This window comes from Flavobacterium pectinovorum, assembly GCF_006438875.1.
Lineage (GTDB): Bacteria > Bacteroidota > Bacteroidia > Flavobacteriales > Flavobacteriaceae > Flavobacterium > Flavobacterium pectinovorum_A.
The window spans coordinates 309,494-329,600 of record NZ_RCZH01000005.1; the positions used below are offsets into that span (position 1 = coordinate 309,494).

At 33.5% G+C, this 20,107-nt stretch carries 17 protein-coding genes; 10 read left to right on the forward strand and 7 right to left on the reverse strand.

Annotation, left to right across the window (positions count from 1 at the left end):
- Window positions 1-14: 14 nt before the first annotated feature.
- From EAH81_RS09590 to EAH81_RS09600, 3 genes are all read right to left on the reverse strand, one after another.
- Window positions 15-422 carry a secretion protein gene (locus EAH81_RS09590; RefSeq protein WP_140506313.1) on the reverse strand — a complete coding sequence of 136 codons (408 nt, stop codon included), beginning with the start codon at window positions 420-422 and terminating at the stop codon, window positions 15-17.
- Between the two features lie 739 nt (window positions 423-1,161).
- Window positions 1,162-1,569: a T9SS type A sorting domain-containing protein gene (locus EAH81_RS09595; RefSeq protein WP_140506315.1), complete on the reverse strand. Its 408-nt coding sequence runs from the start codon at window positions 1,567-1,569 to the stop codon at window positions 1,162-1,164.
- Window positions 1,570-2,311: 742 nt separating this feature from the next.
- Entirely contained in the window at window positions 2,312-2,731 is a 420-nt protein-coding gene (locus tag EAH81_RS09600) for a T9SS type A sorting domain-containing protein (protein ID WP_140506317.1), read from the reverse strand.
- Window positions 2,732-3,180: 449 nt separating this feature from the next.
- Between EAH81_RS09600 and EAH81_RS09605 the strand changes: the two genes are divergently transcribed.
- The 3 genes from EAH81_RS09605 (at window position 3,181) to EAH81_RS09615 (ending at window position 5,944) form a co-directional block, all read left to right on the forward strand.
- On the forward strand, window positions 3,181-4,053 hold the full coding sequence (locus EAH81_RS09605; protein WP_140506319.1) for an AraC family transcriptional regulator: 873 nt from the start codon (window positions 3,181-3,183) through the stop codon (window positions 4,051-4,053).
- Between the two features lie 401 nt (window positions 4,054-4,454).
- A complete protein-coding gene (locus EAH81_RS09610; RefSeq protein WP_140506321.1) occupies window positions 4,455-5,324 on the forward strand; it encodes an alpha/beta hydrolase in 870 nt (289 codons plus the stop codon).
- Window positions 5,325-5,425: 101 nt separating this feature from the next.
- Window positions 5,426-5,944, forward strand: coding sequence for a hypothetical protein (locus EAH81_RS09615; RefSeq protein ID WP_140506323.1), 519 nt, complete (start codon window positions 5,426-5,428; stop codon window positions 5,942-5,944).
- Window positions 5,945-6,009: 65 nt separating this feature from the next.
- Here EAH81_RS09615 and EAH81_RS09620 read toward each other — a convergent pair whose 3' ends face one another.
- The 4 genes from EAH81_RS09620 to EAH81_RS09635 all read right to left on the reverse strand — a co-directional run bounded on the left by EAH81_RS09620 (window position 6,010) and on the right by EAH81_RS09635 (window position 13,049).
- Window positions 6,010-7,845, reverse strand: coding sequence for a T9SS type A sorting domain-containing protein (locus EAH81_RS09620; protein ID WP_140506325.1), 1,836 nt, complete (start codon window positions 7,843-7,845; stop codon window positions 6,010-6,012).
- A 162-nt stretch (window positions 7,846-8,007) separates the two neighbouring features.
- Entirely contained in the window at window positions 8,008-9,870 is a 1,863-nt protein-coding gene (locus EAH81_RS09625) for a T9SS type A sorting domain-containing protein (protein ID WP_140506328.1), read from the reverse strand.
- Between the two features lie 173 nt (window positions 9,871-10,043).
- Window positions 10,044-11,012 (reverse strand): TerC family protein, encoded by a 969-nt coding sequence (locus tag EAH81_RS09630; protein ID WP_140506330.1) that lies wholly within the window; start codon window positions 11,010-11,012, stop codon window positions 10,044-10,046.
- 1,023 nt (window positions 11,013-12,035) lie between these two features.
- Window positions 12,036-13,049: a glutamine synthetase beta-grasp domain-containing protein gene (locus tag EAH81_RS09635; protein ID WP_140506333.1), complete on the reverse strand. Its 1,014-nt coding sequence runs from the start codon at window positions 13,047-13,049 to the stop codon at window positions 12,036-12,038.
- Between the two features lie 426 nt (window positions 13,050-13,475).
- Between EAH81_RS09635 and EAH81_RS09640 the strand changes: the two genes are divergently transcribed.
- The 7 genes from EAH81_RS09640 to EAH81_RS09670 all read left to right on the forward strand — a co-directional run bounded on the left by EAH81_RS09640 (window position 13,476) and on the right by EAH81_RS09670 (window position 20,106).
- Window positions 13,476-15,665: a glutamine synthetase III gene (locus tag EAH81_RS09640; RefSeq protein WP_140506335.1), complete on the forward strand. Its 2,190-nt coding sequence runs from the start codon at window positions 13,476-13,478 to the stop codon at window positions 15,663-15,665.
- A gap of 392 nt (window positions 15,666-16,057) precedes the next feature.
- Complete coding sequence (locus EAH81_RS09645) at window positions 16,058-16,960, forward strand: hypothetical protein (protein WP_140506338.1); 903 nt, start codon at window positions 16,058-16,060, stop codon at window positions 16,958-16,960.
- A gap of 68 nt (window positions 16,961-17,028) precedes the next feature.
- A complete protein-coding gene (locus tag EAH81_RS09650) occupies window positions 17,029-17,568 on the forward strand; it encodes a hypothetical protein (protein ID WP_140506341.1) in 540 nt (179 codons plus the stop codon).
- A gap of 5 nt (window positions 17,569-17,573) precedes the next feature.
- Window positions 17,574-17,984 (forward strand): curli-like amyloid fiber formation chaperone CsgH, encoded by a 411-nt coding sequence (csgH, locus tag EAH81_RS09655; RefSeq protein ID WP_140506343.1) that lies wholly within the window; start codon window positions 17,574-17,576, stop codon window positions 17,982-17,984.
- Between the two features lie 5 nt (window positions 17,985-17,989).
- Window positions 17,990-18,310, forward strand: a complete 321-nt coding sequence (locus EAH81_RS09660; RefSeq protein ID WP_099711450.1) for a CsgE family curli-type amyloid fiber assembly protein — start codon at window positions 17,990-17,992, stop codon at window positions 18,308-18,310.
- A gap of 16 nt (window positions 18,311-18,326) precedes the next feature.
- Window positions 18,327-18,731: a curli production assembly/transport component CsgF gene (locus tag EAH81_RS09665; protein ID WP_140506345.1), complete on the forward strand. Its 405-nt coding sequence runs from the start codon at window positions 18,327-18,329 to the stop codon at window positions 18,729-18,731.
- A gap of 1 nt (window position 18,732) precedes the next feature.
- A complete protein-coding gene (locus tag EAH81_RS09670) occupies window positions 18,733-20,106 on the forward strand; it encodes a CsgG/HfaB family protein (protein WP_140506348.1) in 1,374 nt (457 codons plus the stop codon).
- The last annotated feature ends 1 nt before the right edge of the window (window position 20,107 follow it).

Below are 20,107 nucleotides of genomic sequence, written 5' to 3' on the forward strand. Positions count from 1 at the left end.
TGATTCAGCATTTTTTAGCGTACTGCAACGCTGCTTTCTTTAGCAGAAAAACCTGCTTTGTAAACTGATGAAACTGCTTTTTTAGACAAAACTGTAGTATCATCGGTTATTGTAATTTCATGTCTTACTTTTTTTACATTATCTTCAACTTCCAAGAAGTACGTTCCTTCTGGAAATTCTTCTAAGCTAAAAGTTCTCAAAATTCCATCTTTACCTGAAGCGCTTTCAGCATAAATTAGAGTACCATCTTTGTCGTAAATTGCTAAACTGGCTTTTTTTACCTGATTAAGCGCAAACGTAATCACTTTTCCATTCGTTTTTATGACGTGAAGATTAAAATCTTCATTCCCGTCAATTGCATAAGTACTCATTCCTGTGAAAAGTACAGCACATACTAAACTCAATTTTAAAATCTTTTTCATGGTATTTAAATTTTAAATTAATAGTTCTAATTCTCTGATGCTAAATTACTTATGATATTTATGTATTCTCACAACTCTATTTGCTGATTTCGATGCTGTATTCTCATTTACGAAACCGTTATAGGTTAAAATTTGAATTATTTTTATCGTATTTGTTAATTTGATTATTATTTTTTAATGTTTGGTGTTAATTAAGAGAATGTAAATTTATCTGTATTTCTTACAAAAGAAATGTTTGCGAAAAAAGTTGAACCGCAGAGTGCGCAAAGTTTTTTTATCTTGGACTATGTCGAGCCAACACAGTTCACAAGCTTTGTGCAAAAGTTTTTACCGCAGAGCGCGCAAAGGTTTTTGCTGTAGATTATAAATAGTAAACACAAAGTTCGCAAAGCTTTATGTTTGTTTCTAACGAAAAGAATGTTTTGAAAAAGTTTTAACCACAGAGTGCACAATGAAAAAATGCAAATTTCGCAAAGCTATTTTTTGATGAAGCTTTGCGAACTTTGCGTTTACTATACGTAATAAAAAAAAACCTTTGCGCGCTCTGCGGTTAAAAATTAAGCACAAAGCAAAAAAAACTTAGCGACTTAGCGCCTTCGCGGCAAACCTCCCTCAAAAAAGTATAGAGCAAAAAAAAACAGCTCAATAACCACAAAGAGCTGTTTTTAAAACTATACAGTTTTTAAACTTTACTAACTATCTAACCTCATTCTTATACTTTATGAGAGCATAAAACTTTTTAGCGTACTGCTACGCTTGTATTGTTTGCAGAAACTCCTGCTTTATAAACTGATGAAACTGCTTTTGATGATAAAACCGAAGTTTCGTCAGTAATAGTAATTTCGTGTCTTACTTTTTTTGCGTTGTCTTCCACTTCTAAGAAATAAGTTCCGGCTGGAAATTCTTCTAAGCTAAAAGTTCTTAAGATTCCGTCTTTACCAGAAGCAGCTTCAGAATAAAGTACAGTGCCATCTTTGTCATAAATTGTTAAAGTGGCTTTTTTTACCTGGTTAAGGGCAAACGTAATTAGTTTTCCATTATTATTCTTTAATACGTGAAGATTAAAATCTTCATTTCCGTCAATTGCATAAGTACTCATTCCGGTGAAAAGTACAGCACATACTAAACTCAATTTTAAATTTTTCATGGTATTTAGTTTTTAAATTAATAGTTCTAATTCTCTGATGCTAAATTACTTTAGACTTATATATTTGAGCACAACTCTATTTGCCAATTTCTATGCTGTATTCTCATTTACGAAACCGTTATAGGTTAAAATTTGAATTATTTTTATCGTATTTGTTAATTTGGTTATTATTTTTCAACGTTTCGACTGAATTAAGAGAATGTAAATTTATCTGTATTTCTTACAAAAGAAATGTTTGCGAAAAAAGTTGAACCGCAGAGTGCGCAAAGTTTTTTTATCTTGGACTATGTCGAGCCAACACAAAGTTCACAAGCTTTGTGCAAAAGTTTTTACCGCAGAGCGCGCAAAGGTTTTGCTGTAGATTATAAATAGTAAACACAAAGTTCGCAAAGCTTTATGTTTGTTTCTAACGAAAAGAATGTTTTGAAAAAGTTTTAACCGCAGAGTGCACAATGAAAAAATGCAAATTTCGCAAAGCTATTTTTAGATGAAGCTTTGCGAACTTTGCGTTTACTATACGTAATAAAATAAAAAAACCTTTGCGCGCTCTGCGGTTAAAAATTAAGCACAAAGCAAAAAAAACTTTGCGACTTAGCGCCTTCGCGGCAAACCTCCCCAAAAAAGTATAAAACAAAAAAAAACAGCTCAATAACCACAAAGAGCTGTTTCTAAAACTATACAGTTTTTAAACTTTACTAACTATCTAACCTCATTTTTATACTGTATGCGAGTATAAACTTTTCTAGCGTACTGCTACGCTTGTATTGTTTGCAGAGAAACCTGCTTTATAAACTGATGAAACTGCTTTTGTTGATAAAACCGAAGTTTCGTCAGTAATAGTAATTTCGTGTCTTGCTTTTTTTGCATTGTCTTCAACTTCTAAGAAATAAGTTCCGGCTGGAAATTCTTCTAAGCTAAAAGTTCTTAAGATTCCGTCTTTTCCTGAAGCTGATTCAGAATATAGTACAGTACCATCTTTATCATAAATGGTCAGGTTTGCTTTTTTAGTCTGATTCATTGCAAACGTGATCATTTTTCCATTTGCTTTTAATACATGAAGATTAAAGTCATTCTTTCCATTATCATTACCATCAATTGCATAAGTACTCATTCCTGTCAAAAGCACTGCACATACTAAGCTTAATTTTAAGATCTTTTTCATAACTATATTGTTTAAATTTTTACTTCTAATTTTCTGATGCTAAATTACCTCAGTAGTTATTATTTTTTCACAACTGTATTTTCCTATTTCTATGCTGTATTCTCATTTACGAAAGCGTTATAGGTTAAAATTTGAATTATTTTAGGTGTTTTAGTTAATTCAGTTATTATTATTTAACCTTTTCAAATTTATTAACAATTTTTGAATTATCCAATATTCTTACAAAAATTACTATATACTTATAAAATCTTTGATTAAATACGATATATTGAAAAAATTAAGGATAAAAATATGGGTCTTGAAAAAATAAAACAGAAATCCCGATTTGACGCTTTGGTTTTTTATCGTTTTTCATGAATAATTCTTATTCACGAAACCGATATAGGTTAAATTTTGAGTTATTGTAGGTGTTTTTGTTAAATTTGCTATTATTTTTTAAAGATATTATCATGAAGACAATCGCCCCAGCTCTTGAAGTGATATCAAACTCCTACGGAAGTTCTTTTACCTACACGAAACACGCCGAAAAGACCAATAGTAAAGCCCATTTATGGCATTATCATCCGGAGATTGAATTGGTTTTTATAAACGGTGGAGCAGGGAAAAGACAAATAGGAAGCCATGTTTCTTATTATACCAACGGTGATTTGATCTTAATAGGTGCTAATTTGCCACATTGTGGCTTTACGAACGAACAAACGGGAAACATAAACGAAACCGTTATTCATATTAAACCGGAATTTTTGGGTAATGATTTTTTTATTGCTCCCGAAATGAAAAAGGTTCAGAACATTCTTAGTCAGGCTAAAGGCGGAATTGCTTTTGGTGGTGAAACTAAAAAACATATTGGCAAGAAAATCGAAATGATGGAAAATCAGCTTCCGTTTGAACGCTTGCTGACACTTTTGAGTATTTTCGACGAATTGGATTCTTCGCAGGATTATACGGTGCTTAACGCAGATGGTTTTTCACTGGAATTGCAAACGCAGGATAGTGATAGAATTAATGTAGTTTTTAATTACGTTAAAGATCACTTTCAGGAATCTATTGCAATAGACGAAGTTTCGAGTCTGGTAAGTATGACAACGCCTTCTTTTTGTCGTTATTTTAAAAAGATTTCAAACAAAACTTTTACCGAATTTGTAAATGAATATCGCTTGGTACACGCATCAAAACTTTTGGCAGAGAAACCAATAAGTATAAATGAAGTTTGCTACGAAAGTGGTTTTAATAATTTCAGTCACTTTAGTAAATCGTTTAAGCAATATACAGGTAAAAGCGCTTCGCAATACCGTCACGAACATAAGATTATTATTAGCTAAGATCATTTGCCCGCGGATTTTACGGGTTAAGCGGATTTTCGCTGGTTTTTTCGCCACGAATTTCACGAATTTTCGCTAATGCAGTTCGTTATCTTTTTATGAATTTATACGAATAGAATTGGTGAAAATTCGTGAAATTCGTGGCGAAAAAAGACATGTACAACATAAATCCTTTTAATCTGTGCAATCTGTGGCAAAAAATATCCAGCATTCAATTAGCGAAAATTTGAGAAATTCGTGGCGAACTTTTTTCTACATACAGAAATCTATAAAATCCACATAATCCGTGGCAAAAGAATATCACAAATTCATAATCTAACACCTTAAAAACTGGTCGGATTTTTCATATAATTAATTCGAAAAAAGGGTATATTTACAATCCTTAATCGAAAAATAAAAATATGAAAAACTTTAAAATCTTAGTATTTACGGTTCTTTTGTGCGTATCATCTTTGAGTTATGCGGCAAAAGTAGATACTTTACAAGTTGCCAGTACAGCTATGGGCAAAACCTATAAAGCCGCTGTTGTATTACCAAATTCGTATACAAAAAGCAAAGCAGCTTATTCGGTTATGTATCTATTACATGGCGCTTATGGACACTTTAGCGATTGGTTGAAAAACACACCCAATAAAAAACTAGTTCAAAATCTCTCCGATCAATACAACATTATTATTGTAATGCCCGAAGGCGAAACTTTTAGTTTTTATCTCGATAGTCCCGTAAATAAAGGAAGTCAGTTTGAAACTTTTATCACACAGGAAGTTATTCAAAAAGTAGATAAAACATATCGAACCATAAGCAACAGAAGCGGAAGAGTTATTACAGGACTTTCTATGGGTGGTCACGGTGCTTTGTATTTGTCGGCAAAACATCCTGATTTGTTTTGTGCTGCCGGAAGCATGAGTGGTGCGGTTGATATGAGTGTAATGCTTAATAGGGATTCCTCGGCTCAGGTGGTGAAATTGATGCAGCCTGTTTTTGGAGATAAAAGCGACAACTCAGAAATGTACGCTCAATATGCGGTTCTGAATATGTTAGATAAAATCAAAGCCAACAAATTACCATTAATTATAGATTGTGGTGTAGATGATTTTTTAATAGAACCCAACAGAGAATTACACCGAAGATTGGTTTATAACAAAGTAGAGCACGATTACACAGAACGTCCGGGAGCACATACCTGGGATTATTGGGAGAATTCATTGCCATATCATATGTTATTTTTTAATAAAATATTGCTTAAAAATCAGGTAGTTGTGAAGAAATAATAGAAAAATTCAACAAGAACTGGGTAAAATATTTTTTTTGGTTTGATTTTTGGAATATCTTTATATATAAATATTTCTAAAAACTAAATACCACAAATATCATGAAAAAGATACTTACACTTTTCGCAGTCATTGGATTAATGGCATTTTCTAGTTGTGAAGGACCAGAAGGACCTCAGGGACCTCCGGGATATGATGCTCCAATTGCTTTTGTTTATCAAATGAATAATGTTAACTTTGCTGGACCAGATTTTGCTGTTACTAGCACACCGTCAGGAATGTTGTCGGGAGATAATGTTTTAGTATATGAGTTAGTTAGCACAACGGGAGGAAACAGCTGGGCATTGTTGCCTCAGATATATTACTTTAATGATGGTACAGAAACTGCTCAGTATAACTTTAACTTTTCTAAAAATAGAGTTACGGTTTTTATTGATGGAAGTTTAAGTGATTTATCTCAATTACCAGCTGCTTTTAGATTAGGGAAAACATTTAGAGTTGTTATTATTCCAGGTGATGATGGAACTACAGGAAAAAAAGTAAAAGCTGATTATTCAGATTATAATGCGGTTATTGCAAAATATAATATTGATGATAGTAATGTTAAGGAATTAAATTAATCATTAGGTTACAAATACAAAAAAAGGAAATCGTAAGATTTCCTTTTTTTATGACATAATTTTTATTATTGTTTTATAAATGTAATTAGAGAAATATCTCTATTCTCAATCGCGATAAAGTAAGTGCCATTTGTTAATTGTGAAATATCTACACTAATCAAATTTGGATTTACTACTGAAAAATTGTAATTTATTGTATTTCCTGTTATATTGGTAATGGTTACCTTAGATTTTGAAATGTCTGTTGTGCTTTGGATGTTTAAAACTGATGAAGTAGGGTTAGGGTAAATTTTTATGTATGGTTCATCTGAACTTGCAGTCAGAGATACTTCATTACTGTAACTAGTAACTGTTTTATTGATCCCATTTGGATTAAAAATTTGGTAGTTGATTTTTGTAATTCTTCTGTAGATATATGAAGATTCGAGAACAAATGCTTGTGTACCTCTTCGTCCACTACCTGTAATAACTTTTAAAGAAGATAAAGATGGAAGATAGTCTTTTGATATTGCTGCTGGTATATCTGTCCATGCAGAAAGACTTCTTCCTTGGATTTGATTTTGCCATTGATAGCTTATTCCTAATATGCTGAAATTGTTACCATTCATAGTGCTACTATCAATAGTTGGTGTCGATCCAATTATTGTATTAGGGGCTTCGTAGTCTGTAAGAGAGATTATTTTTAATATTTGGTCGCAACAAATAGTATTATTATATCCCATAGTTCGAGTCATTATTTTAACTTCATTGCTAATTCTTGAAATCCCTTGATACGAGGCAATTCTTCTTACTATGTAATAATTATCCTCTGAATTTGTAATTGTAGGATTGAATCCATACAGGTTCGAAGAATTTTCACTTATGATTGGAATCCATATTTTTGAGTCTAAAGTGCTTTCTTTGTTTGTTTTAGTATATTCCCAAGAATAAGTTGCATCCCTAGAAATTTCGTCAGTTCTGTCATAAATATGATTCGGATCTTTCAACATATTTAAACTCACATGTGATAAGGTACCTGTAATGTCAACTGATTTTAAACTTGAGAATTCAGCAAAACCATTTGAATCTATTGTATTGGCATTATTTTGATCTATAGTATTACTCAAGATGGGTGATGGAACAACCGTAATAGTTACCGCATTACTTTTATTAGGGTATTGACCACCATAACGATATCCTAGACCTCTTGTAACTGTAAATTTTCCAGTTTCGGTTAGATAGTCAATTTCTAAAGAGCTTGGGCTATTGCTTATAAATCTCACACTGTTTAGTCCGTTTGCAGCCCAAGAAGAATTGATACCATAAGGTTCTCCCTGATAAGGATTAAGGTAAGTGGTTCCAGTTATTATTGCCGGTTTGTCGCCTAATCTAACGGTTTGGTTACAGCATAAAGTATTCGAGATTTTTGTAGGGTTAGGAGCATCGGCAGGAGGATTCAAATTTGTTCCTGTGGTCATTGTAGCATTTTTTATCACAGAAAGATAAGCGCTTTTATATGCTATTGCAGATGCGCTATTGCTGCTTTTATATTCGGCATATACAAATCCTCCGGAGGTTTGAAAATCTGACCAGTTTAAGTTTATCGTAAAACTTCTCGTGGCAGTTTTTCCTCCGCCAAAAAACAATGTACCGCCATCGCCGCCATTAGCAACATTTGCTCCTAGCGCGACAGAGTTTATATAATAAACCTTAATAGTTCCCTGATCTCCCACTGCAGCGCCAGCAGGAAATTCTACTTTAACGCCTAACGAAACAGTAGAGTAAGGAATAGAGGCAAGGTTAATTGGTCCGGCATTCACATTTGATCCGTTTACAGATGTTGGCGTGATAGTAACTTTTTGTGCAAACAAAGTGCTCGCAAACAAAAATAGGAAAAGGAGATAGATGTAATTTTTTCTCATGATAAATAGTTTTAAGGTTTATAGTATGTTAAATGTATTGTTTAATACATTTTTATCTTACTGGTAAAAGGTTTAATAATGACATTATAAGGTATTAATAATAAGACATAAAAAAGGAGATCTCCATGATCTCCCTTTTTTAGCTGATAGAATTTTAATTTTTTAATTACTTTTTAGAAAAGTTACCTGACCGTTTCTTCTTGATCCCAATCCTGTGTCGACATTTATAAAATAGGTTCCAATAGGTAGATTCGAAACATCGATACTAATTATGTTTGGGCTTACAGTTGAAAAATTATTTGAATTTACAATCGTCCCCAATGTGTTTGCTACGGTTATATTTGTAGTCGATAAAGTATAATCAGCTCCTTTGTATTCAACATTTATAATTGAAGATGCAGGATTTGGATAGGCGATTAATGTTGCCGGTCCATAATCTCGTCCTGATTTTATGTTGATCTCATTACTATATGATTTTGTAATTGCATCTGCAAAACTGCCATTGCTGCTTATAGTTCTATAGGTAATTGTTGCAATACGTCTGTAATTATAAATGGTCTGAACAGTCTGACTTGTTCCTCTTGGACCGTTTACTATTGTATATTGTAAAGGCACTGGAAGACAGTCTTTTGATGTTGATCCGTTAATGTTATTCCAAGTCCCAAATACATTTGGTCTGGTATTAGTAGTTATCGTTTGGTTTTGCCATTGATACGTTGTATTTAGAATTTGAATATTTGCTCCATTTGGATTTTCAATAGATGGAGCAGAACCTGTAATAACTGATGGACTTTCTACACTCGAAGCGCCCTCAATTAAAACCTGATCACAGCAAATAATATTGTTATTCTTTACTATTCGTGGTATTATTTTTAAAACATTACTAACTCTTTGTATGTCTTTGTAAATGGCAATCCTTCTCACAAGAAAATAATTATCGACTGTAGCTGACATGTTTTCCGGAGTGAAATACTCTAAAGTTGTACCAATTTCATTTGGTATAGTTATCCAAGTTTTGTATTCACTATTATCATTTGGACTTGTTCTTGTATATTGCCATTCAAATCGGTCTAAATCAGCATAAGTATCTCCTCTTTGAGCAACATGATAAGGATCTGCAAGAATGTTTAAGTTTACTTGTGCTGATACAGATCTGCCGCTGCCATATATTGATTTTGGATTTGTGTTCGTAATTTCAGTAAAACCATTTGCATCTTTTGCGCCTTCAATTGAAATTTCATTTGTAGTTATTGGAGAAGGAATTATTCTGATGTTTACGGGATTACTATCGTTAAAAGGAAAATCATTACCGAGTCTTCTTTTGTAAGTTCCTGGTTCTGTTACGTAATCTGTAATTAATACATTGTATTTATTTGTTGAATAGTTAACACCTTTGTAAGTAGCATTAGGAAATTGACCGCCAACGAGTTTAAGCCATGAAGCAGAAACTTTTGAAGGATCAATAGTAGTTGCTATCATTGGAGCCGGTCTGTCTCCGTATCTTACATCTTGATCACAGCATAATGTGTTTTTAAAATTTGGAGCAGTTGGTGTTGTTGGAGGAGTTACAGGAGGAGTAGTTGGTGTGCTGCCATTTTTAATAACGGATACATTAGCACTTTTGTAAACTATACCTGAAAAGCTTTTGTATTGTGCCGAGATAGATCCTCCTGAAAGATTAAAAGAGCTTAAGTCTAATGTGATTACAAAACTTATTGTTGCGGTATTTCCTCCGCCAAAGTTTGTCATTCTTTCAAAACCTCCTTCGGCTACAATTGGAGTAATTGCATTATCTTTAGTGAATAAAATACTAAGAGTTCCTTCGCTTCCGCTTCCTACTGGGACTGGGGATTCTATTCTTACGGATAAGGAAACGCTGGATCGATCTACAGATTCCAGATTTATAGGGCTTGTACTTACAACACTTTTGCCATTGACTACAAGTGGTGTAATGATAACTTTTTGTCCAAACATTAATGTGTTTAGGAAAAACAGGAAAATTAATGGAATGTAATTTTTGCTCATGATAAAATTTAATTATTTATAATGAGTAAAAATAATATATTGTTTGTGTATAATCTTATTTTTTAATACTAAAACATAAGATTTATTTGATATTATGTTATTTTGTTAAAATAGTGCATATAAAAAAGGAGATCAAAACGATCTCCTTTTTATTTTTATATATTTCAGAAAAATCATTCATTATCTGTATCGGTAAGTTCTTTTTCTTCTCCAAATTTTAGAGAAACCAAAATTCCCACTAAAAGCGAAAGAGCGATAAATCCTAAAGAAGCCCATTCTGGAACTTGAATTAAATCATGAAGAATCATTTTTAATCCTACGAAAGCTAAAATAGCAACTAAGCTATATTCTAAGAAACTGAATTTTGCCAGCATATTCGCCAGAAAGAAATACATAGAACGTAATCCCAGAATTGCAAAGATATTCGAGCTAAATACCAAAAACGGATCTTTGGTAATGGCTAAAATAGCCGGAACACTGTCTACTGCAAAAAGAACGTCCATAACTTCAATAACGATCAAGGCTACAAATAATGGAGTTGCAGCTTTTTTTGCCGTTTTTGTACTGATGAAAAATTTCTCACCGTCCATTTCAGCAGTAATCGGAATAATTTTTCCTAGTGTTTTGTATACAAAAGAATCTTTTGGCTGAAAATCATCATCTTCGCCGGAAAACAACATTTTTAAAGCGGTAAAGATTAAGAACGCGCCAAAAAGATACGTTGTCCATGTAAATTTATTGATAAGCATTACTCCAAAGAAAATCATTAATCCGCGGAAAATAACTGCTCCCAGAATTCCCCAGAACAAAACGCGGTGTTGGTATTTTTGAGGTATTTTGAAAGAAGCAAAAATAATGGCAATCACAAAAATATTATCTACACTTAAGGATAATTCGATAAGATAACCTGTAATAAACTTCATTGAAGCTACGGCAGGTTTTAGCTTATCTGGATTTGCAATATAATCTGTTGTATAAAGCCAGTAAATTACTCCCGAAAACAAGAATGAAAGTGTTACCCAAATCAGGGTCCATTTGCTTGCTTCTTTGGTACTAATAATATGAGGAGTTTTATTGAAAACACCCAAATCTAAAGCAAGAATAAAAACAACGGCTAATAAAAACAAAATCCAGACTATCATAATACTTTTTTTTAATGATTTACAAAGATAGTTTTTGAAGTTTAACTTTAAAATTTATTAGTAGAAATAAGCTTAAAATTTAGTGTAAACCGTACAGGTTTTAATCCCGAGACTTCGGGACTGTTGGGTTTGTTGGTATTGAATGTTACAAATCTATACTCATTTTATGTCATTTCGACGTAAGGAGAAATCACACTAGTGGCTCGACAAAGATTGGCGACTTTGATTGTAGAGTTTCTTGTGTGATTTCTCCTTCGTCGAGATGACAAGATTGTGTTAACATATTGGGTTTAGGGGTATTGAATATTACAAATCTGTACTCATTTTATGTTATTTCAACGTAAGGAGAAATCACACTAGTGGCTCGACAAAGATTGGTGACTTTGATTGTAGAGTTTCTTGTGTGATCTCTCCTTCTTCGAGATGACAAGATTGTGTTAACATATTGGGTTTAGGTGTATTGAATGTTACAAATCTATACTCATTTTATGTCATTTCGATCCCGAGGCTTCGGGAGAGAAATCACACTAGTGGCTCGACAAAGATTGGCGACTTTGATTGTGGAATTTCTTGTGTGATCTCTCCTCTGTCGAGATGACAAGATTGTGTTAACATATTGGGTTTAGGGTATTGAATATTACAAATCTATACTCATTTTATGTCATTTCGATCCCGAGGCTTCGGGAGAGAAATCACACTAGTGGCTCGACAAAGATTGGCGACTTTGATTGTGGAATTTCTTGTGTGATCTCTCCTCTGTCGAGATGACAAGATTGTGTTAAACCTGTTGGGTTTGTTGGTATTGAATGTTACAAATCTATACTCATTTTATGTCATTTCGACGTAAGGAGAAATCACACTAGTGGCTTAACAAAGATTGGCGACTTTGATTGTGGAATTTCTTGTGTGATTTCTCCTCTGTCGAGATGACAAGATTGTGCTAAACCTGTCGGGTTTGTTGGTAACAAAAAAAAGTGCCAACAATTAAGATGGCACTTTTAGTATTATAATTTAGGCTTTGAATTATAGTACTGATTTTACAGTTTTAACAATTCTAGCAGCAATTTTGTATGGATCACCGTTTGAAGCTGGTCTTCTGTCTTCTAACCAACCTTTCCAACCTTTCTGAACAGTCATTAAAGGAATTCTGATAGAACATCCTCTGTCTGAAACTCCATAAGAGAAATCGTGAATAGAAGCAGTTTCATGTTTACCTGTTAAACGTTGATCGTTGTAAGCTCCGTAAACTGCGATGTGTTCAGCAGTAACAGGACGGAAAGCCTCACAGATTTTTTCGTAAGTAGCTTGATCTCCACATGTTCTTAACACCTCGTTAGAGAAGTTAGCGTGCATACCAGAACCATTCCAGTCAGTATCACCAAGTGGTTTTGGGTGGTATTCGATATAGTAACCATATTTTTCAGTCAAACGATCTAATAAGTAACGAGCAACCCAGATTTCGTCTCCGGCTTTTTTAGCACCTTTAGCGAATAATTGGAATTCCCATTGTCCGCAAGCAACCTCTTGGTTAATACCTTCAAAGTTAATACCTGCAGCGATACATAAGTCAGCATGTTCTTCTACTAATTTTCTTCCGTGAGTGTTTTTTCCACCTACAGAGCAGTAGTACATACCTTGTGGAGCAGGATAACCTCCAACAGGGAAACCTAATGGCAATAAAGTTTTAGTATCCATGATGAAATATTCTTGTTCGAAACCAAACCAAAAATCACCATCATCATCAATAGTAGCTCTACCGTTTGAAGCGTGTGGAGTTCCATCAGCATACATAACTTCTGTCATAACCAAATATCCGTTGATACGTGTTGGATCCGGATAAATTGCAACAGGAACTAATAAACAGTCAGAAGATCCACCTTCAGCTTGTTTTGTTGACGAACCATCAAATGACCAGTTTCCAAGTTCTTCTAATGTTCCTTTGAAATTTTCGTGCTCTTCAACTTTAGTTTTACTTCTAAGATTTTGAGTTGGTTCATATCCATCTAACCAAATGTACTCTAACTTAATTTTAGCCATAATAATATAAATTAATTTTTTTGTTTTTTTCGTTGGGTCAAATATAGATTTATTTTTTTAGTCCTAAAAATTAGGGGGCTATTTTGTTTAATGGACTATAATTTTTTAGAGAAGCGCAATTTTGTTAGGGGTATATTTTATAAAAAGCAATTTTTAACACCTTAAAAAAATAAATTCGTAATAATTACGATAGATTTTTGAATTTCAGGGTTAAGGAATTATGAAAAAATGTTTATTTAATGAATAATACTAAGGTCTTTTGTTATATTTCTATTGTTCGTGTTCATTATTCTTTGTAAAAAGCTTCTTCTGTTGAAAAATCGTCGTATAATTTTCTAAAATTTAGCTGCAAAACAGGGGGTTTATTGTTTATATTTGTTCCTCTTTTTTTAATGAAAATTATTACGAATTTTTAAACTTATATACATGTCAACATTACGTTTCCAAGCTTTAAAAGAAGCTTCTACAAGAAAGCCGGTACATTTTGAAGAAATAGACAGAAAGTCAAACATTTTTGGTGCAAATGTGTTTAATGAAAAAGCAATGAAGCAATTCTTAACTTCAGATGCTTTAAAAGGGGTAAGAGATGCGGTTCAGCACGGAACTAAAATAGACAGAAAACTGGCCGATTATATCGCCATGGGAATGAAAGAATGGGCTCTTGCCAAAGGAGTTACACATTATACACACTGGTTTCAGCCTCTTACAGGAACAACTGCGGAGAAACACGATGCTTTTTTTGAAACTTCTTATGACGGAAGTGATCCTGTAGAAAAATTTGGCGGAGCACAATTAGTACAACAAGAACCGGATGCATCAAGTTTCCCGAATGGCGGAATCAGAAATACATTTGAAGCAAGAGGTTACACCGCTTGGGATCCAACTTCACCAGCCTTTATATATGGAACAACTTTATGTATTCCAACCGTTTTTATCGCTTATACAGGAGAAGCATTAGATAACAAAATTCCGTTATTGAGAGCATTATCTGTAATGGACGAAGCGGCGACAGAAGTATGTAAATATTTTGACAAAAACGTAAAGAAAGTTACCGCTACTTTAGGCTGGGAGCAAGAATACTTTTTGATCGATAAAGCATTAGCAAATTCACGCCCGGATTTAATGATGACTGGAAGAACATTATTAGGACATACTTCTGCAAAAGGGCAACAACTTGACGATCATTATTTTGGATCTATTCCTACGCGTGCTTTAACGTATATGAGAGATTTAGAACAAGAATGTATGTTATTGGGAATTCCGGTAAAAACACGTCATAATGAGGTTGCGCCAAATCAGTTTGAATTAGCACCAATTTTTGAAGAAACAAATCTTGCCGTAGATCATAACTGCTTATTAATGGATGTAATGCAAAAAGTGGCAGAGCGTCATGATTTTAAAGTGCTATTTCACGAAAAACCATTTAAAGGAGTAAACGGTTCCGGAAAACACAACAACTGGTCACTGGCAACAGATACAGGAGTTAACTTATTGAGTCCGAGTAAAACGCCAATGAGTAATTTACAATTTCTTACCTTCTTTATTAATACCATAAAAGCAGTTAACGATTACGAAACGTTATTGAGAGCTTCGATCGCAACAGCAAGTAACGATCACAGGTTAGGAGCCAATGAAGCGCCGCCGGCAATTATCTCTGTTTTTATTGGAGCACAATTGACAAAAGTTTTATCAGAATTAGAAAGCGTTACTACAGGGAAATTATCTCCCGAAGAAAAAACGGATTTAAAACTGAATGTAGTAGGTAAAATTCCAGATGTACTTTTGGATAATACAGACAGAAACAGAACATCGCCATTTGCCTTTACAGGAAATAAATTTGAGTTTAGAGCTGTTGGTTCAACTGCAAACTGTTCGAATGCAATGACAACCCTGAACGCGATTGTCGCAAAACAGTTAATAGATTTTAAAACAGAAGTAGATAGTTTAATCGATTCTAAAGACATGAAGAAAGATGATGCTATTTTTAATGTTCTGAGAGAATACATCAAACAATCTAAAAAAATACTTTTTGAAGGTGACGGATATAGTGAAGCCTGGGAAAAAGAAGCTGCCAAAAGAGGTTTAAGCAATTTTAAAACCACTCCGGAAGCGATTAAAGCGAAAGTTTCGAAACAAGCATTGGACTTATTTTCTGAATTAGGAATTTTAAACCACGTTGAAGCAGAAGCACGTTACGAAATAGAATTGGAAGAATACACCAAAAAAATTCAGATTGAAGGAAGAGTTTTAGGTGATATTGCCAGAAACCACGTAATTCCAACAGCGATTCGTTATCAAAATACATTAATTGAGAATGTAAAAGGATTAAAAGAAATTTTCGGGAAAGAATTTGAAACTATCGCAAAAGAGCAAATTGTTTTAATCAAAGAAATTTCCGGTCATATTGAAGGAATAAATTCTAAAGTATTGGCAATGACTAATGAGCGAAAAAAAGCAAATCAATTAACCGATGCTCAAAAAATGGCAGAAACATATTGCAATAAAGTAAAACCATATTTTGAAGATATTCGAAATCATTGCGACAAATTAGAATTATTAGTAGACGACGAAAGTTGGACCTTAACTAAATACAGAGAATTGTTGTTTACAAAATAGCAATTACAAAACATTCTTCTAAAGCCCGTCTCAAAAAGACGGGCTTTTTTTGTGATTATGTTAAAATAAAGCTTAAAGTAGCTTGAAATTAACAAATGTTTTAGACTAATTGTAAAGAAATTGTAATATGTAGCTTATTTCGTATGAATATTTTTAACGATTACAGTAGTTCATCGAGATAGTTTTACATTTCATCGAAAAGTAGTTAAGCTCTTGTAAAATAGCTGATTGTACTTTATTTTGATTTCGATAAGTTTTCTAATTTTGGTCAAGCGAAAGAGAAAATAAACTTTAGAGTCCTATTTTCAAATGATATTCTGAGAGCTGGATTTCCCCAAATCACACTGACCTACATAATAACTTGTATTAATAACCAATTAAATATATTTATTATGAAAAAAGTAATTTTAAGTATCTCCGCGATGCTTTTTATTAGTGCATTTGGAAACGCACAGATTCTACCAGGGACTATTGCTCCAAACTCAAGTTATGTAAACCAGACAGGTTCAAGCCAGGATGCTTTTGTTCATCAAATTGGAACTGCTCAAAGTTCTAGTGTAAAACAAATGGATTGGGATAATGCATCACAAGTTTATCAAGGAGTAAATCCGGCTCAAATGACAGTTTTTGGCATTAACATTTCTCATGACAACTTAGCAGAAGTAGTACAGGACGGAGAACAAAACAATGCATTTATTTCTCAAAACAACTGGAGAAATAAAGCGTATCAAACTCAAACAGGAGACAAAAATGAGGCAACCATCTGGCAAGATGAAACAAATGTTTCTTATGGTCTTTTTACAGGTAACCTGAAAGGGGAAGATAAAGGAACGCAAGTTCAAAACGGTAACCACAACAAAGCAACAATTGATCAGGGAACTAGTGGAAACACATTGCCAACAGCTGCTGTATTTACAGGAATGGCTGCGCTTACTACTTCAGTACCGGCTTCTCCTCACGGAAAAAACAAAGCTACCCAAACGCAAACCGGAAATTATGGTGAAACTTATGCTAGTCAGGGAGGTTTAAGCAATGAATCAAACCAAACTCAAACTAGTGGAGCATTTGCAACTGCAGCTTCTAAAAACGTTTCTAATCACTATCAATTTGGAGATAACAATCTAGCAAACTCTACTCAAACTGGTTACAGAAACATTGAAAATGTATTACAAGAAGGAGACGGAAACAAATCTTATGGAACACAAACTGCTGCATCATTCCTTTCTACAGGAAACGTAAGCGTTGTGCTGCAACAAGGTAATGTCAACTTATCTAATGTGATTCAAAGCAACTAAGATTACTAAAAATAGGTAAACATAACAGCTAAATTTATTTAGCTGTTATGTTTTAAAATCATAGAAAAATGAAAACTCGCTTTTTATATATTTTTCTTTTAATGCTTTTTTCTGTGTTTGTTCGAGGACAACAAAAAGACGATACTCAGGGATTTAAACCTTATAGCTCCTCTGTGTTTGATTCTAAAGAAACAGCACTGAGCATAGTATCATCGATGAATAAAAAAAGTACAGATCAATTACAGTTAGAACAAGTGCAGCAATTTTCGCAAGGCGTAATAATTCAGCAAATAGGGAATTATAATGCAGCCAGAGCAGAACTTGATGCGGAAAAAATTAATGTTTCAGTTTTTCAAAAAGGAGATTTTAATGATTTGTCATTAGTAAAAGAGGCTAAGACAATCGATCAGAATATCATTCAACAAGGAAAAAACAATAGTATTTCAGATTATTCCTTTCGAACCAATCTTGACATAAAAACAGAGATGATTCAAAACGGAAACGATCAGAAAATACAAAGTTATGGCTCAAATTCTATTTCTAAGGATATGAAAATCACACAAACCGGAAATGGAGCTTCGGTCATTATTTTAAACAAATTAAATTAAAAGCAATGCAATTTTTATACAGATATATGCTCTTGAATTTTTTGTTTTTTAGTTCGGTTTTGACAGGACAGGTTTCAGTTCCGCAAAATCAGATAAAGGCAAAAATAGAAATTGAGAAAATAGAAGATAACTATAAAATCACCGGAAGGGCAGAAAACCTTACCGATGTTATCAAAAGTGCTTCTTATAGATTATCTGTAATAAAAAATAATGATAAAAGTAATAATCAGTCTAATAATTCCCAAGTGGGACTTTTTACATTAGAACCAAATGAAGTTAAGAAATTGTCGACCACTCAGATAAATGTGAGTACAGATGATGAGGTTATTGTGTTGCTGTTGTTCTATGACGAAGACAAAGAAATAATAGCAAAAGACAGAGTGGTTCTGGGTGAAGAAAAAAAAAAGATGATGTAATAATTATGCCCGTTGACGGATTTGAGTTAAGAGGTATCGTAACAGATGATACCAAAACCAAAATGGGAAAAGATTTTTACGATAAGTATTATTACAAATACAATGATATTGGAATAAATGCAAAAAAAATAGTTGTTATAACTGAAGAATATAGTTTTGGAAGAAATACAAAAATAACCGTCTGGATAGACAACGAAGTTATTTATGATTTTTTAGTACGACCGGACGATGAATTTTTAGAAGCTGTAGCACAGGAATCAATCAATGCAACTATTTATTATTTGAAAGATTTAGAAAAACAACGCAAATATTTCACTCAGTATTAATTTTATTATTAAGGTCATGAAATTTATTTTAAGCCTCTCATTATTCCTTCTGCTTTCACCTTTTGTCAGATCACAAGCTTTGGTTTACAAACCTGTAAATCCCGCTTTTGGAGGTGATACTTTTAATTATCAGTGGCTTTTAAGCAGCGCTGAATCTCAGAATAAAATAAAAGATAAAACAGCAGTCACACCACAAAAAACAGATCTGGAACAATTTAAAGCAAGTTTAAATGCCCAGTTGTTAAGTCAGATTTCAAGCTCACTTTATAAACAGCAATTTGGAACAAATGGTTTATCTGTAGGATCGTACACTTTTGGAAGTTATTCAGTCGATATATTCCCTTCATCCGATGGTTTATCGGTAAACATTTTAGATACAACTACAGGAGAACAGACACAAGTAATCATTCCAAATAAATAAAATGAGATTATATCACTACTTAACACTGATAGTCATTTTTTTATTTTCGGGTTGTGGTGCCTTTTATAACCAGCCAACCGGAGTAGAAAAAGCAGTTCTGGGCGAAAGCACACCAGCAACATCGCTATTAAAAGAACTTCCAAAACCAAAAGAACAAATTGTAGTTGGAGTTTATAAATTCAGGGACCAGACAGGACAATATAAACCTCAGGAAAACGGAAGCAATTTTAGTACCGCGGTCACTCAGGGTGCAACTTCGATTTTGCTAAAAGCACTGGAAGATTCTAAATGGTTTATACCAATCGAACGGGAGAATATTGGAAATTTATTGCAGGAAAGAAACCTTATTCGGTCTACAAGACAAGAATATTCGAAAAATGCCAATCCAAATGAACCACAATTAACCCCATTATTATATGCGGGAGTTTTACTGGAAGGCGGAATAATCTCTTATGATTCTAATATTATAACAGGTGGTTTTGGAGCACGATATTTTGGTACCGGCGGTTCTATCAAATACCGTCAGGATCGTGTAACGGTTTATTTGAGAATGGTTTCGACATCAAACGGAAAAATTTTAAAATCAGTTTACGTTTCAAAAACAATTTTGTCCCAGGCAATAGACGAAAGTTTGTTTAAATACGTAAGTTTTAAAAGACTCTTAGAAGTAGAAACAGGATATACCACAAATGAACCCGTTCATATGGCGGTGACCGAAGCCATAGAGAAAGCCGTTCAATCTTTGGTTTTGGAAGGAATTCAGGACAATATCTGGCAAACAGATGCAACGCCGTCAGAATTGTATATCGCCATGAAAAAATACGAAACCGAAAACGAAGTCGCAGACCGTACCGCATTATATGGTAGAGATCTGGAACCAAGACGTTCTAAGTTTGCTATCGAAATTTCGGGCGGAACAACACTTATTGATGGCGATTATGTAAATCCTGTTTTAAAACCAATGGCGCGTGGAGCCTTAAAATATTTTATTACGCCCAGTCTTAATATAAGTGCTTCTACAAATGCAGTTTTGCTCGCCAATAAAGATTTAATCGACGTAGGATATCTGACTTATGATCTCAACTTGGAACTTCTATTGCTTCCAAGAGACAAATTTAGTCCTTATATATATGGAGGCGGCGGATTCGGAATGAATAAGAAGTTTGAAAATACACATTCAAAAGTACAATTTGGCGCCGGAGTAGAATATCTCGTTTCCAATGCAATCGGAATTAAATTATTTGGAGAATATAATGTCAACTTCAGCGATAATTTAGATTATCTCGTAGCCGGAGTCAGAGATGATTATTACTATAAATTCGGATTAGGATTGACGTATTATTTTTCGAGTCATAAAAATAAGAGTAAAAAATAGC